This is a genomic window from Paenibacillus cymbidii, from assembly GCF_004764705.1.
Classification (GTDB): Bacteria; Bacillota; Bacilli; order Paenibacillales; family NBRC-103111; genus Paenibacillus_AN; species Paenibacillus_AN cymbidii.
On sequence record NZ_SHLX01000003.1, the window covers coordinates 26,601 to 41,668 of the forward strand.

The window sequence follows — 15,068 nt, forward strand, 5'->3', positions numbered from 1 at the left end:
CAGTAAAAGGAAAGGTGAAACTTATGGCGGAATCTGTTCAAACGATCGATGAAGGTACGGAAAGCTTGCTTGATCTGAATGAATTTTTCTTCACGCCGACCGAAGATATCGTCATGATCGAAGGCAGCGGTATTTATCTCAAAGATAATAATGGCAAAGAATACATCGATTGTGCATCGGCAACGTTTAATTTGAGTTTGGGATACAGCCATCCGGATGTGATCAACGCAGTAAAGGAACAAGCGGATAAATTGATTCATGTTACTTCGAGCTATATGACCAACCCGGTAGGAAATTTGGTGAAGAAACTGATTGAAGTAAGTCCGGAAGGGCTGTCCAAAGTACATTTAAAAATATCCGGGGGCTCTACGGCAAATGAAGGCGCCATCAAAATGGCACAGCATTATAACGGCAAAACCGACGTCATCTCGCTGTTTCGATCGCATGTGGGCCAAACCATTTTCACCATGAATGCTTCCGGAAATTCTTTCCGAAGAGAGCCGTTTCACTTGGGGCAACCCGGTATTGTCCATGTGCCGCCGGCATATTGCTATCGTTGTTTCTATAACCAGAAACCTGAAACATGCGGAATGTTATGTGTGGAAAGAATCAATGATTTTATCGACTATGCAAGCTCGGGACAGGTTTCCTCCATGATTGTTGAACCTATCCTTGGGAACGGAGACAACATAACGCCGCCCGCGGCATACTTTCCCGCTCTTCGCAAATTATGCGACGAGCGAAACATCACGTTGATTTTTGACGAAATTCAAACGGGAATCGGCAGAACGGGGCATATGTTTGCGGCGCAATATTATGGCGTTACGCCGGATATTATAACAACCGCAAAGGGATTGGGCGGAACCGGGTTTCAGGTAGCTGCGATTATAACAAAGCCGGAGTATGCCGCGATGGAAGGACATCATCATTCCTTTACTTATGGTTCGAACTTATTGTCGGCGGCAGCGGCAGTAAAAACGCTCGAGATTGTTTGGGAAAAAAGCTTTTTGCAAAACGTTGCCGATGTAGGAAAGTATATCATGAAACGATTGTGGAAATTGCAGGAGATTTATTCTGTTATTGGCGATGTGCGAGGAGTAGGATTGATGATCGGGATCGAGATCGTTGACGATGAAAACAACCCGGATGTCAATTTAACCGGATATATCAAGAAGAAGGCATTTGAATACGGTCTCATCATGAGAACATCGCGATATGGTTATGGAAATGTTCTGAAGATTCGCCCGCCGCTTACGATTACGATGGAACAGGCCGATGAACTGTGCAATCGATTGGAATCCTGTTTTAACCAAATTTTCCGGAAACAATAATGGCAATGGTGTAAGGGGTATGAGTCAACATGCAGAAAAATTGCGATCTCGTTATTATCGGCGGCGGGTTTCGTACTTCGACCTTTCTGGCATCGTCGCCGGAATTATTCAAGCACCATATTGTTGTCATCGAAAAACGCAATGAATTGGGACCGGGAGCCTTTGGCGAATATAATGTGACGACATCTTCCTCAGGGGCGAGTTTATTGAAAGAGATTGTTTACAAAGGACCTTTCGAGCAATTGAACCAACATCCGCAAGTCAGGATGGTGGCTCAATGCGAGAAACCGGTACAAGCAGAAACGTTGGCATTGGCGCTAAAGGAAATCGGGCATGTAATTTACGATACGCTCGGAGGAGCTTCAAACGTCATCCTGCATTCATCGGTCAGAAGGATTGAAATGGATTCTGCGTCAAGCTCCGTAACTATTTTGCTGGATGACAATAAGCGAATTCGCGCCAACCATGTGCTATTGGCCACCGGCAGATGTGAAAGGGCTCATCCGGAACTTGAAGCTTGGCGGGACAAGGTTTGGTTGTCAAGTAAAATAATCCGTTCCGCTGCCAGATTGGCTTTAAAGGAGGAGCTTGTCCGTATCCAAGCTTGCCCGATCGTTATCGCGGGATGCTCGCATAGCGCAATGTCGGCATTAAGTTTACTGCTTGCGGCGACAGATGAATTGGCAGTGGATTGCAAAGGCTACAAGCGGCCTCCAATCACGATTTTGCAAAGAAGTCCGGCGCGGCTTATGTATGACAACGTGGCGGAAGCAGGCAGCGGGCAGGTGCCCGGCAGAGAGCAAATATTCAACCGCTCCCGGGACGTATGTCCCGTTACAGGCATCGTATTTCGCGACTCCGGTTTGCGTCACGGTTCCAAAGAGCTGTATATCAAGCTGTTTAACGGACAAGTCGACAACACGCGGGTCGTACGGGTGAGCAAACTTGAAGATGCTTCCGGGCTGCTGGATGCTGCCGGGTTAATTGTTCAGTCGCTCGGGTATCATGGCGCAGCTCCGGATATATTCATGGCAGGAAAATTGTTTCGTTCCGCGGATTCCGATAAGCGGCTTAATGCGGATCCTAATGGGGCTGCGGTTGTAGGCGGCGTAAATTTTGAAAACTTATCCGTTTTGAGAGCTGAACCTACCCCCAAAGAGTATCGGGATCATTCCGTTTACGGAAGCGGATTGTACAAGCGGTTAGCGCTGCGTTTGGAGCAAAGAATAACGGGTGCAAGGGTGAATGGGGATGCCGGGCGATAATCGCACGTTTCTGTTAAATCTTTTGGCTGACCGGTTATGGGAAAATAAAACGCCGGACACTCCTTATATCGTTGGCATTACGGGGATCGACACTTCAGGTAAAACCGAACTTTCCAAAGAATTATATCAAACGTTTCAAATGAGGAAGGTCGATGTGCAGATCATACATCTGGACGATTTTCATCATCCCAAAGCAATTCGATATTGCCCCGGCCTAACCGAGCCTCAACAGTATTATAAGCAAAGTTTTGATTTTGAAAGACTGATTGATGAAGTTCTCGATCCCATCCGAAAGCATAACGGTTTTCAAGGAAATCTTCTGCATCTCGATCTGACCGCGGACACCCGGACTGTCCGGCGAAAGTATTCGATTCATCCCCATACCGTTGTCCTTCTTGAGGGAGTCTTTCTGTTTCGCTCCGAAGTACGGCCGTATGTCGACTTCTATATTTATCTGGAAGTAAACGAGGACAACGTTATGAAACGCGCTATGTTGCGCGATGTGCCTTCACAAGGCAATGAAGTTTTAAGGAAGTACGCCAATAAATACTTGCCTGCCCAAAAAGAGTATCTCATGGAGCATCCCCCGATGACGATTGCCGATGTAATTGTTAACAATTGCGACTGGGACAATCCGCAAATCATAAAATGGCCAAGGGAGGAGGGGGATAAGCGTGACGAGTAGGGCGGTAGTTTTCGACTTATGGAACACCCTTGTTCCTTTGCCGGATTGGCTCAAGGACTATGCATTCAGAGAAACGACAACGATTCTTCAAACCGATCCGTTGCTGCTCAAAGAAGCTTGGTCCCAAACGCGAACGAGCCGGGAAACGATGAATTTATTTACGTACTTGAAGTGGTTGCGTTCTTATCTCGATGCAAAGTGGTCGGATGAAGAGATGACAGCCTTTATAAGGCTTCGTAAAGCGATTCACGGCACTGCGTTTTGCAATCCGGACGAAGAAACGGTAAATGTATTGAAGTCCATAAAATCAATGGGAATACCGACTGCGCTTGTATCCAATTGCAGCAGCGATGTACGTGAAATGATTTCCAACTCGTTTCTCGAGTCGTTAATTGACTGTAAAGTTTTATCGGCAGAAACCGGCATAATGAAACCGGATGAACAAATTTTCAGACTGGCGGCAAATCGATTGGGAGTGGAGCCTGCTGAATGCCTATACGTTGGCGATGGGCATGACAATGAACTTGAGGGAGCGACCGGAGCAGGAATGAAAGCGATGATGCTGGATAAATATAGTGGGAAGAGATGGAACGGGAATTGTGTTTCATCACTTTCCGAGGCATGGAAGGAAATTTCGCAAAACTGGATTCGGGAGGAATACCGGTGAAAAAAATACTTGTCGCTAATACGGGAGAACGAGTTTATGCCAAACAACTGATCCAACGCGCCGATGTGCAGGCAACATTTATCACAGAAGCAAGATTCGTAGACGCTTATCCGGAAGGGACGGATATCATCGTCGTTGATAATTTAAACGAACCGGCTTTGACTGCACAATCGGTGCTGACTCAATGCGACGCCGGCATGTATGATGCCGTGATCTCCCTCTCGGAGCGGGCTGCGCCTGCCGCGGCTTATTTACGGGATTATCTTGGCCTCGGCGGAGCGTCGGTTCGTACCGTTCTGAACTGTACGAACAAATTTGCCATGAAGCGACGATTTTCGGCGGCCGGATTAAGATCAGCCCAATTCCAACTTGCATCTACGCCGGAAGAAGCAGTAACCGCGGCCAAGAAATTGGGCTGGCCCGTCATTATAAAACCGGTCATGGGGTCAGGTTCCGATATGACGATGGTTTTCGAAAATGAGGATGTTTTTGCCTCCATACAAGGACAGGAATATTTTCAAAAGTTAACGAATCCGGCTACTACATCTGCCAAAAGATTTCCGGTTATCGTTGAATCGTTTTTGAAAGTGAGTTCGGAGTATCATTGCGATGGATTCGTCAGGAATGGCACCGTTGTTTTTGCACGAGTATCCCGTTATATCAGGCCGGTTCTTGAGTTCACTGCCGGCATCCACGGCTCTTTCTTGTTGAACAAACAAGATCCGATGGCGGGGAGGATTCTGGATATTCATCAACAAGCCGTACTCGCGACCGGAATAGAAAACGGCGTAACGCACTTTGAAATCATGCAAACGGATGAGGACTTATTCGCCGGCGAAATCGCGTGTCGCCCGGGTGGCGGCGGTATCCGCAGAATGATCGAGCTCCAGAGCGGTTTTGATGTTTGGGCGGCATATTTGGCCGCTTCTCTGAACGAAGAATACAAATGGGAAGAACCGGAATCCGTAACGGCAGGCAAACAAATCGCGGAATTTATGCTGCCCGTCAAACTCGGGACTGTAAAAGCCGTGAGTACGGCAAGTGACTTTAGCGGAGTTCCCGGCTATATCGAAGCAAATATGAAAATCAAATCCGGCGATACAGTAGACGGTCTGATCGATTCCGGGGCTATTAGCGGCATTGTGTTTGCATGGATAGACGAGCACAATCGAATGGAAGAAGTCATGAGAAAAATCGAGGCTGTTTTTTTTCTTGAGATGGATACTCATTAATGGGGTTGGACAGCTAAAAAAGCGTATTGGAGATCATTATGGCATCCAAATATCTTATTGTTCCCATGCAGCCTACTCCTAATGGACGATTGCATATTGGACATGGTGCCGGAACGTATTTGCGCGCCGATATTTTGAGTCGAGCGCTTAAAGTTCGCGGTCATATGGTTCGAACCATTACAGGAAGCGACGGTTTTGAAAATTGGGTCTTGGCCGAGGCTTACCGAGTTGGAGTGGCGCCGGAACTTGTTTGCAGCGAAAATCATGAGAACATACGTCGCGATTTACATGCGATGGACATTCAATTTGACAGTTGGATCGATCCTCGTTCCGAGCAGCATTTTGCCGCTTATGCAGCCGTACATGAACGGATTCTCGACTGTATGCAGCAATCGGGAGGAGCTTCCTTGATCGAGGAAAGAATGCCCTACTCGACAGAAACCGGCGAAGCATTAATTGGAACATGGATAGCAGGGGAGTGTCCTCAATGCGGGAAGGCTTGCGGAGGAAGTTCTTGTGTTTTTTGCGGGGCGCACTTTCAACCGGAAGAAATTGTGGCTCCCCGATCGCGATTGAATGAAAGCACAATCACATGGAAAACGGCGTCATGCTGGTTCGCCAAGCCGAATAATAGCAACAAGATCATTGCGTCACTTGAACAATCCGGAGTCAAATCGATTTGGATGGAAGCCGTTATTCACTATCTGAATCGGCGCGAAGGGAAGATTCGTTTGAGCGCACCGGGCAGTTGGGGGATTCCGAGTAAAATGGTGCCCGAAGGTTACGTTCTGTCCAATCCGTACTATGTTTACAGTATTTATTGCGGCGAAGTTTATAAACAACTCGAAGGAACGGAACGAAATCCATTCGATGCCCTAAGCAAGGTAATTACGGTGGGGGCCTTTGGAAATGACAATTCAACGCCGGGGCTGGTAGCGCCGCAAGTAATAGCGCAACGGTCGAATGGGTTATTCAAGCCGTTTGACGCGACGTTAGTCAATGGAATGTTGCTACTGGAAGGGGAGAAATGTTCAACAAGCAAGCGTCACGGTATTTGGCTGTCGGAGCTGCTTCAGGGTTCCGCCCTGGTAAATTCGGATGAAATCAGATATTTTTTCGCTCAAACCGCTCTCGATCACGGCAGCGACAATATGACGTTATCGAACTTGGTGCAACAAATAAATTTGTTCAGAGAATGGATTCGATTCAAACTGGCACCTTCGATTGAAGCCGTAACCAGTGCCGCAATCCATTATGACGACGGTTTGGCCCTGGCATTGGCGAAGCAATCGCGATGGCTGGAACCCAATCAGTTCGATCTTGTTGCCGCGATGAAAGTGCTCCAGGATTGGATGGTTGCCGACCAAATAGAAACCGGCTTGTGGCTGCTTGGCGTGTCGCTGCTCGGTTTTCCCATTATGCCGAAACTATCGCGACAAATTTGGGAAAGGCTCGGTTTGCATGGCGATCCCCGGATCCATGCGCTGCTTGACGGTCCTGCGCAACCGGATCCCGAACAAAAATGGATATTCGCCGCACAACTGGATTTGACAGTAAGTTTAATGAGCCCCTATGTTCATTTTTCCGGGAAATGAATCCGACTATCGGGCACACAACGGAGGGATCGGGTGAACACAAGAAAAAAAGGACCATCTGTGTTGGTGGACGAGAACGTTTCTTATCTGATAACGAAACCCGACTGTTTGAATAATCCTGCGGTGATCAATGATTTAAAAAGCCAACTGCACTACTATAATTTGGAGATTATCGGCGAGTTCACGATAACGCTTTCCAGGCATGAAGTAACCTTATGTTGGCCCGATTACGTACGTTATCCTGTCACGCTGCATTTGCTGTTCCAATATATTGCCGATCGGCCGCTCGGAGTTTATTTGCTGAAAGGCAACGATGCGATTAATAAAACGAGTGAAATCAAGAAGATCGTTCGCAGTCGATATGCACAACATGCCTTTGCCAATTGCATCCACACGCCGTCCAATAAGCAGGAACTGCTGCTTCAACTTAAGGTGATAGAACCTCGGATGGGGATGAAAGTGGAGTATTCGATGCCAATTGAACCCGATAGCGTTGTACGAGACGAGGCGATTTTACCGGGAATTTGGGGGGGATTGGCAAAAATAACGGGAGAAACGTTCCATGAGGTTATCGATTCTGTGTGGAAATCATTGGGCAATTTGCACGAATTCAAAGAGGGCATAGAAACACAAGCAGGGGAAGAACAGGCGCTATTGTTCAATGATGACACGAACGGGATTGATTATGTCGCATCCTGTTTGATCGAAACGTTTCCGGATTGGACTCCCGAACGAGCGATAATAACCGTTCTGAAAGTCGACCAGACAGGCAGTGCTTGTTTGTACTCGGGCGACAAGGAGAAGATAAGCGATATTATCGGCAAGTTGAACGGGTTGAATTTGCAGGTAAAGGCGGTTCGAATTCAGGACATGCAATAAACCGGCAGTTGATGCGGTGAGCCTGGTCCGAAGCGGGTTGGGGGAAAAATGAATTTATTTCAAAAACAAATGAATCATTATGCAGAATTAGCCGTTCGTTTAGGCGTCAATATTCAACAAAATCAAACACTGGTTATTGACGCCCCGGTTTGTTCCGCCTATTTTGTAAGAGTTTTGGCGGAAAAGGCATACGATGCCGGTGCGCAAACCGTACATGTCGAGTGGAGTGACGGAGAAGTTCAACGTTCAAAATTAATGCGCTCTTCTTTGGAATCGTTAGCGGATTATCCGAAATGGAAAGCGGCAGGATATGTGGAATGGGCGCAACGTGGCGCTGCATTTCTTACGATTCAAGCTCCTCAACCGGGCTTAATGAAAGACGTTCCTACCGAGCGTGTTGCCTTGTTTCAAAAAACAAGCGGACAAGCTACGCAAGCGTTTCGTGCCTATCGCATGTCCGAAAAGGTAAATTGGCTCGTGATTGCGTTGCCGACACAAAGGTGGGCGGATCAAATATTTTGCGGTTGGCCGGGTCTCACTGCTGAAGAACGATTGGAAAAATTATGGGAGACAGTGTTTGCGGCACTTCGCCTGAATCAGGACGATCCGATGGAAGCATGGCAATCCCACATCGGCAGAATGAAAAACCGACTGATGAAGTTAAATCGGGCTCAATATAAACAACTGCATTTTACGGCACCGGGAACTTGTCTGACGATCCAACTGCCCCTGAATCATGTTTGGATTGGCGGGGGAAGCAAGACGGGAGACGGCGTTAGTTTCGTACCGAATCTGCCGACAGAAGAATGCTTTACTGCCCCGATTCGCACCGGCGTTAATGGAACCGTACGCGGTACCAAACCGCTTTATCATGGGGGGAAGCTCATCCAAGAATTTGCTTTTACATTCCGGGAAGGAAAAGTAATTGATTTTCAGGCGGATGTCGGCAAACAAGATTTGCGTTCTTTATTCGAAACGGACGAAGGGTCGTGTTATCTTGGCGAAGTTGCCCTCGTCCCGTCCACTTCCCCACTCGCAAAGGAGAACCTGGCGTTTTACAATACGCTATTTGATGAAAACTCTTCTTGTCATATTGCTTTTGGCGCAGCGTATGCCAAAAATATTGCCGGAGGGGAAAAAATGACAAGAGAACAATTATTGCGACACGGTATCAATCAGAGTTCGCAACACGTTGATTTTATGATCGGTTCCCGGGAAATGGATGTCGAAGCGCAAGCGCCTTCCGGCGAGTGGGTGCCATTATTTAGAAGAGGGGAGTGGGTTTAAGCAACATCGATCGCCTCCCCTTTCAATCTAGCAATCGGGCCATCCCGCTGGTACAAGCGTCGTTTCGGACGGACCTGCCGCCGCATAAGCTGTTGGAAAAGCCGGCGGAGGGTGAAGAACGTGTATGGAGGGATATTCAATTGCGCTGTCGGGATAGCGGGGGCGATCATGGCATACTCATTTGGCGAATGGACGCAGCTTCATCACTTTTTTCTTCTGGTCATCGCAGTCGATTATTTCACCGGCGTTGCCGCTTCGCTCAAGGAAGGGAAAGGATTGAACAGCGCCTTCGGCTTCTGGGGCATCGCCAAAAAAGGGCTGATGCTGCTGATCGTCATGATTGCGCACCGGATGGATCTCTTGTTCGGCACGGAGCTGGTGATGATCGGCACGATTTATTTTTACACGGCGAACGAGCTTATTTCGATCACCGAAAATTACGGCCGCATGGGACTGCCGATGCCGGATGTGATTCGGCGCATGATAGCCGTGCTCAAAAACAAGGGCGACAGCGACCGGCAATAATCGGAAGCTGCGCTTTTTTTTTGCCGTCTCGGCCCTGGCGGTCCGGCCCAGTGGAGGCATGACCGGCAATATGGTAAAATGGAGCCACACGTTAACCGCAGCCGGGAGTGATGGCCATGAACAAAAAGTATTTTACGCTGGAGGAAGCGAACGCCTTGTTGCCGCTTGTGGAACGCGAGCTTGTCTCGCTGCAGCAGATGAAACGGACGTTCGAAGAGAAATATACGGATCTGCAGGACAAGAAGGCCGAGCATGTTTACGGCGTGCAGGAAGCGGCGGAGGAAGAGGATCCTTTTTTTGCCGCGGAATTCGAGCTTGAATTTCTGCAGATCGAAGCCCGCACGCTGATGCAGAGCATTCGCCGCAAAGGGGCCGAACTGAAGGACATCGACAGCGGCCTTGTCGATTTCCCGGCGCTGCTGGACGGGAAGGAAGTGCTGCTCTGCTGGAAGCAAGGCGAAGCGAGCATTACGCACTATCATGGCCCGTACGACGGCTTCGCCGGAAGAAGGAAGCTGGAAGGGGAAGCGTGAGCCGGATCGTGGCGAGAAAAAACAGCCGCAGCGCGGCGATGACGCAGAAGCAGGCCCACAGAGGCATGATCGCCAGCAAACCGCCGGCTGCAAGCGCTCCTGCAGCGTTGCCCAAACACATGACGAGCTGGTAATCGGAGAAGTAGTCCAGCTCCTTGCGGTGTTTGCCGGCTTCCTCCATCATGATCGACTGCGAAGCTACCTCCTGCACGGCGATGCAGACGCCGATCCAGGCTTGCAGCGCGACGAGCAGCCCGAATTTGCCGATCCACCCATACGGAAGCACAACGACGGCGGCGCCAAGAATGGCGGCGCCGTAAATTTTGCCCGGGCCGAGCTTCTCGATGCCGCGCCGGGCCAGCGGCAGGGCGAGCGCCGACAGCGCGCCCGACACGACGGCGAACAAGCCGATTTGCGCGTTGGTCAGGTGCAGCATCTTCACATGATAGATAATGAACAGCGGCGCAACCATGTTGATGCCCGCCGTATTGAGCCCGATCCACCACATCGTCCGGTCGCTTTCCCGCAGCGGCGTTACTTTGCGGAAGCGGATCGGCTGTTTGTCGTTTGGCGCCAAGCCGGCGATTAATGCCATTCCGGCGAATGTGGACAAGCAGCCGACCAGCATCGATACGACATAGTTGTAAGGAAAGAAGCGGTCGGACATGTCGAGCGCGTGCCCGATCGTATAGCTGCCGGCTACCATGATGACGATGCCGATCAGTTTGTTCGTGCTGAAGATGCGCGGGAACTCGCCCGGCTCGACCCATTTGCGCAGGATGGCCGGCTTCTGCGCCTCCGTCACCATGACGGCAGCCGCGTTCAGGCCCCAGAACGTGAGTACCCACGGAATCGCATGAGGAAGCATGACACATAGCGCCATACTGAGGAAGGCAAACTGGCGAACATAACCGCCGGTCAAATAGACGAGCCGGCTGATCGGGAACTGGCGCGCCAGAAACGCCAACGACAAGGCGCCGAACAGCTGCGGCAGCACGTTCGACAAGGCGATCTCGAAATTGCTGGCGCCCAGCCGGGCGATCAATACTTGCAGAAATGTAAAAAAGGCGACGTTTTTGATGTTTTGCAGCGCGGCGTCCGCGTATATTCGGTTGGTGAGCTTCATCGGTTCCGCATCCTTCCGCCTGTTGCGATGGTCATCAATCATTCGTGAGGCAAAAGGCAGTCGAATCGTCTTGTGCAGCAGCGTCAACATGCACATTCTTGCATCGTCAGGAACGGTTCCGCTTACGATAAGATATTGTCTCTTCCCAGCGTACCTCCAACCGGATGCCGTTAACATGGACTTTTGTGCTGAAAAACATGGATTATTATGAGCAGTTGGGGAGGAGCGGAATCGTCCTTGCTTGCTGCCGATTGTCGAAATGATGCTCATATTTAAGAAATATGCCGTTTAATTGTGCGTAATATATATTGAATAATCATGAATTAGTGTGTAATATATAGTTATTAACAGCAATCATACGACATGTATGCGGCGGGCGTGCGGCATCGGTGCAGCACAAGCTTGCAGCCGGAGGAGGCGAAATGCAGGTGGAGCAGACGGCAATCGAGAACATGAGGAGCCATGCGTCGGAGCGGCATCTCGGAACGGTAATTTGCCAGCATTGCGGCAACGTGATCGATACACTCCCGACGAATGGCGTGAAGATGCTGTACGGCGATTGCGGCACGATCGAATGCGCAGTCGCCAGAGCAGGGGCGGCGCAGCAGCAGAGCGGCTGCCGCTGACGGAGGATGCAGATGGGCGGCAAGCCGCGTATCATTCGCGCGGGTCGCAACGGCAATGTTCAACCGGCCGTTCTCGCGAAGAGGCGAAAGCTTCTTCGGCGGGAGCGGCTTTTTTTGCGTCGGGACTTTCGCGCGCGAGGTGGAACAAGTGGAGACAACATTATGAGGGCTGCGAAGTCGCTTCAGGCGCCGGCATGCGGCATAAGGAGCGTTTCACCGGAAAGTAAATGTCGAGTTCGGAGTTCGGGGCGTGCGGCCCGCGGTAACGGGCGTCATAAAGCTGGATATCGTAGCGATCGGCGTAATTGTAGCCCGCAAGCGTTCTCCATTTGGAATGAAAATAGCCGTACGTGTCATACAGCGCCCGCAAGCTTCCTTTATGCGTGACGTCCGCATATTCGTGTTCGGGGAACGTCCGTGCCGCCATTCCTTCGGGGATTTCGTCCGTGCCGCGCACCTCGTAGCTACAAAACCATTCGTACTCCTCAAAGCCGGTGAAGCCCTGCGGATAAATGCTGACGCCAAACAGCTTCCGCGAAACGGTTGACCTGATTTCGCCGGCCCGCTGGGCGAGAAACGAGAGGGTGAACTTGCCGATCGTGTCGTTCTTTTTGTGGTCGGCTTTGGAGGTGGTGCAACCCATCCCAACGACGGTGATGGCTTCCACCCTGGCCAGGCGGATTGCGAGAACGCCAGACGGCTTGTGTTCCATGGCAATGGACTCCTTTCAGCGGAAAGCAGGATTCGGCATGTCAGGTACGGCAAGAAGCAAATGCCAGGATATGCCCGTCAAGGTCGCGGATGGCGAACTCTCTCATGTCGTATTCGACCGGATCCTTCGGGGGATAGGCGATCAAAGCGCCATTGTCGAGGAATTGTACAGCGCATCGGCGTCGTCGATCCAGACGTACATGTCCCACGACCAGCCGTCGATATGATGATTCGGCGTTATCGGCGCTTGCGCATTGGCCGGTCTGCCGACATGAAGACGGGGCGATATTCCAGCATCCTGGCCTTGTTCATGGTATCGATCCTTTCTCGCGATTTGCGGTCATTGCGATTTGGAGCGGACGGGCAGGCAAAAATCGATAAACGCTTTGCGATCCGGATCGGTAAGCGGGTTGTTGTAAGATATCAGCAACGTCGGGCGCCAATCGAACTCGTAGTCGCTGCCGGGCAGCCAATTGCTCAAGCAGGTCATCATAAGCCGGCGATTGACGTGTTCCTCTTCGGCCAAACGGATGACGGCATATGTGCCGCCGGGCAGTCGGCACATGCTCAAATCCGCGGGAGGCGCGGGATCGGGGCGCAGCGTCAGGCAAGCGTCGAAGTGCCCGTTGTCCGGCTGCCGCAGGTACCAGGGGAACCGCGGGATGCCGAGCAGCACAGTGTCGCTTCGCCACAAGCCCCTCCCCGAAGCCAATGCGTTCAGCCGCGCGAATGAGTCCGCTATTTGCCGGTCGGTGCGCCGGTCGCCGAAATGGCGAATGTAAACGGCCCGCCCCGGCGGCAGATGGCGAATGGCCATGCGCATCGTGTACTCGCAAGCGACCGTATTGCCTTCATTATACTCGCGCCGATAAAAATAGCTTTTCCAAAGCTGGTTTTCCATTTTGCAAATCTTGCTTTTAATGAAGGTGTGCTGTCCGGCGTAATCGGTCGGGCTGACGCCGTAACCGGCTTTGAACGATCGCGAGAAAACGGCCAGCGAAGAGAAGCCGCACTCCAATGCGATCGTCGTGAGGGTGGCCGATTTCCGGAACAGCAGCATATGCACGGCCCGCTCCAGCTTGCGGCGAACGCAGTACGCGTGGATGTTTTCCTGAACGACCGCTTTGAACAGGCGGTGCAAATAGAACGGCGACACCGCCACGGCGGCCGCTATGTCGTGCAGCGCGATATCCCGTGTTGCGTTTTCGTCGATATAATCGATGGCCCGATTGACGATCGCCGCATGCTCTTCCGCCAGGCCCGGATTTTTGGTTCTCATCACGGCGCAGCCGATCCCTCCCTCCGCCACTGGCTGACTGGAATGCTTATTTCATTTCCATTTCCGGCCAGCCTTTCCCTTCTTTATGCCAAAATCTTTTGCGCCATAAAGGCGCCGCGGGAAATAGGCCATAAAAAATGGCTTATTCGCGCCATTTCACGCGACTCTTCGAAAATAGCCAGCGAAAACATGGCTTATTCAGCCCAGAGAGCCGCCAAGCGGGGCTTTGCTAACGAAATAACCAGTGTTTTCACTGGCTATTTCGCCAATACCCCCCATTTTCGGTATAATAGCCAGCGAAAACATGGCCTATTTCGCCATCCCCCTTGTCTCAGCGCACAAAAACCCCCTCGACCGCCGTTCCAGAGGACGGCGGGAGGGTGTTCGAGCCGCAAGCCAGTACAAATTCAATACAAATGGCAAGCCGCGTAGTGGTTCGGTTCAATTTCCTTGAACGGCGGCATCGTTTCCGCGCATTGCGGCATCGCTTTCGGGCAGCGCGTGCGGAACGGGCAGCCCGACGGCGGGCTCAGCGGGCTCGGCACGTCGCCCTGCAGGATGATGCGCTCGCGCTGCCGTTCCACCGCCGGGTCGGGAATCGGAATCGCCGACAGCAGCGACTGCGTGTACGGATGCAGCGGCTCCTTGTAAAGGCGGTCCGCGTCGGCCAGCTCGACGAGCTTGCCCAAATACATCACGCCGATGCGGTCGGAGATGTGTTTGACCATCGCCAGGTCGTGCGCGATAAACAAGTACGTCAGCCCGCGCTCGCGCTGCAGCTTCATCAGCAGGTTGACGACCTGCGCCTGCACGGACACGTCGAGCGCGGAAATCGGTTCGTCGGCAATGATGAACGACGGCTCGATCGCCAGCGCCCGGGCGATGCCGATCCGCTGCCGCTGCCCGCCGGAAAACTCGTGCGGGAACCGCCCCGCGTGCTCCTCGTTCAGGCCGACCGCATGCAGCAGCTCGCCGACGCGCTCCTTGCGCTGGCGGCCTTTCGCCAGGCCGTGCAGATCGAGCCCTTCGGCGACGATGCTGCCCACGGTCATCCGCGGATTAAGCGACGCGTACGGGTCCTGGAACACCATCTGCATGCTGCGGCGAAAGTGCATCAGTTCCTTGTCCTTCAATCGATGCACGTTTCGGCCTTCGAACAACACTTCACCGCCGGTCGCCTCGTACAGCCGGATGATCGTCCGACCGGCCGTCGATTTGCCGCATCCGGACTCGCCGACGAGGCCAAGCGTCTCCCCTTGGCGGATGGAGAACGACAAGTCGTCGACAGCCCGCAGCATGCCGCCGCCGACCGGGAAATGCTTCTTCA

16 protein-coding genes are annotated in these 15,068 nt (G+C 51.8%); 12 read left to right on the top strand and 4 right to left on the bottom strand.

What is annotated here, in order from left to right:
- The first annotated feature begins 23 nt into the window (after window positions 1-23).
- From EXY20_RS05540 to EXY20_RS05585, 10 genes are all read left to right on the top strand, one after another.
- On the top strand, window positions 24-1,331 hold the full coding sequence (locus EXY20_RS05540) for an aspartate aminotransferase family protein (RefSeq protein WP_235885373.1): 1,308 nt from the start codon (window positions 24-26) through the stop codon (window positions 1,329-1,331).
- 29 nt (window positions 1,332-1,360) lie between these two features.
- The gene (locus EXY20_RS05545; RefSeq protein ID WP_135548529.1) at window positions 1,361-2,596 is read left to right on the top strand and encodes an FAD/NAD(P)-binding protein; all 1,236 of its coding nucleotides are present in this window, start codon (window positions 1,361-1,363) and stop codon (window positions 2,594-2,596) included.
- On the top strand, window positions 2,577-3,281 hold the full coding sequence (locus EXY20_RS05550; protein ID WP_135548531.1) for a nucleoside/nucleotide kinase family protein: 705 nt from the start codon (window positions 2,577-2,579) through the stop codon (window positions 3,279-3,281). The genes EXY20_RS05545 and EXY20_RS05550 overlap by 20 nt, the downstream gene beginning before the upstream one ends.
- A complete protein-coding gene (locus EXY20_RS05555) occupies window positions 3,271-3,948 on the top strand; it encodes an HAD family hydrolase (RefSeq protein ID WP_135548533.1) in 678 nt (225 codons plus the stop codon). The genes EXY20_RS05550 and EXY20_RS05555 overlap by 11 nt, the downstream gene beginning before the upstream one ends.
- Window positions 3,945-5,180: an ATP-grasp domain-containing protein gene (locus tag EXY20_RS05560; protein WP_167859010.1), complete on the top strand. Its 1,236-nt coding sequence runs from the start codon at window positions 3,945-3,947 to the stop codon at window positions 5,178-5,180. Before EXY20_RS05555 ends, EXY20_RS05560 begins: the two co-directional genes overlap by 4 nt.
- Before the next feature lie 38 nt (window positions 5,181-5,218).
- On the top strand, window positions 5,219-6,775 hold the full coding sequence (locus EXY20_RS05565; RefSeq protein ID WP_135548537.1) for a class I tRNA ligase family protein: 1,557 nt from the start codon (window positions 5,219-5,221) through the stop codon (window positions 6,773-6,775).
- Window positions 6,776-6,808: 33 nt separating this feature from the next.
- Window positions 6,809-7,654 carry an ATP-dependent Clp protease adaptor ClpS gene (locus EXY20_RS05570; RefSeq protein ID WP_135548539.1) on the top strand — a complete coding sequence of 282 codons (846 nt, stop codon included), beginning with the start codon at window positions 6,809-6,811 and terminating at the stop codon, window positions 7,652-7,654.
- 48 nt (window positions 7,655-7,702) lie between these two features.
- Entirely contained in the window at window positions 7,703-8,941 is a 1,239-nt protein-coding gene (locus EXY20_RS05575) for an aminopeptidase (RefSeq protein ID WP_135548541.1), read from the top strand.
- Window positions 8,942-9,109: 168 nt separating this feature from the next.
- A complete protein-coding gene (locus EXY20_RS05580) occupies window positions 9,110-9,466 on the top strand; it encodes a phage holin family protein (RefSeq protein ID WP_135548543.1) in 357 nt (118 codons plus the stop codon).
- A gap of 116 nt (window positions 9,467-9,582) precedes the next feature.
- Window positions 9,583-9,999 carry a DUF2203 domain-containing protein gene (locus tag EXY20_RS05585; protein ID WP_135548545.1) on the top strand — a complete coding sequence of 139 codons (417 nt, stop codon included), beginning with the start codon at window positions 9,583-9,585 and terminating at the stop codon, window positions 9,997-9,999.
- Here EXY20_RS05585 and EXY20_RS05590 read toward each other — a convergent pair.
- Window positions 9,935-11,125 (bottom strand): MFS transporter, encoded by a 1,191-nt coding sequence (locus EXY20_RS05590; protein ID WP_135548547.1) that lies wholly within the window; start codon window positions 11,123-11,125, stop codon window positions 9,935-9,937. The two genes, EXY20_RS05585 and EXY20_RS05590, sit on opposite strands and share 65 nt — an antisense overlap.
- 428 nt (window positions 11,126-11,553) lie before the next feature.
- Between EXY20_RS05590 and EXY20_RS05595 the strand changes: the two genes are divergently transcribed.
- Window positions 11,554-11,751, top strand: a complete 198-nt coding sequence (locus EXY20_RS05595) for a GapA-binding peptide SR1P (protein ID WP_235885374.1) — start codon at window positions 11,554-11,556, stop codon at window positions 11,749-11,751.
- Between the two features lie 160 nt (window positions 11,752-11,911).
- Here EXY20_RS05595 and EXY20_RS05600 read toward each other — a convergent pair whose 3' ends face one another.
- Window positions 11,912-12,463 carry a GyrI-like domain-containing protein gene (locus EXY20_RS05600; RefSeq protein ID WP_135548549.1) on the bottom strand — a complete coding sequence of 184 codons (552 nt, stop codon included), beginning with the start codon at window positions 12,461-12,463 and terminating at the stop codon, window positions 11,912-11,914.
- Between the two features lie 37 nt (window positions 12,464-12,500).
- On the opposite strand from EXY20_RS05600, the gene EXY20_RS05605 reads away from it, so the two are divergent.
- A complete protein-coding gene (locus EXY20_RS05605; RefSeq protein ID WP_135548551.1) occupies window positions 12,501-12,689 on the top strand; it encodes a hypothetical protein in 189 nt (62 codons plus the stop codon).
- 113 nt (window positions 12,690-12,802) lie between these two features.
- Here EXY20_RS05605 and EXY20_RS05610 read toward each other — a convergent pair whose 3' ends face one another.
- Window positions 12,803-13,741: an AraC family transcriptional regulator gene (locus EXY20_RS05610; protein ID WP_235885393.1), complete on the bottom strand. Its 939-nt coding sequence runs from the start codon at window positions 13,739-13,741 to the stop codon at window positions 12,803-12,805.
- A 407-nt stretch (window positions 13,742-14,148) separates the two neighbouring features.
- The gene (locus EXY20_RS05615) at window positions 14,149-15,039 is read right to left on the bottom strand and encodes an ABC transporter ATP-binding protein (protein ID WP_328592500.1); all 891 of its coding nucleotides are present in this window, start codon (window positions 15,037-15,039) and stop codon (window positions 14,149-14,151) included.
- Between the last annotated feature and the right edge of the window lie 29 nt (window positions 15,040-15,068).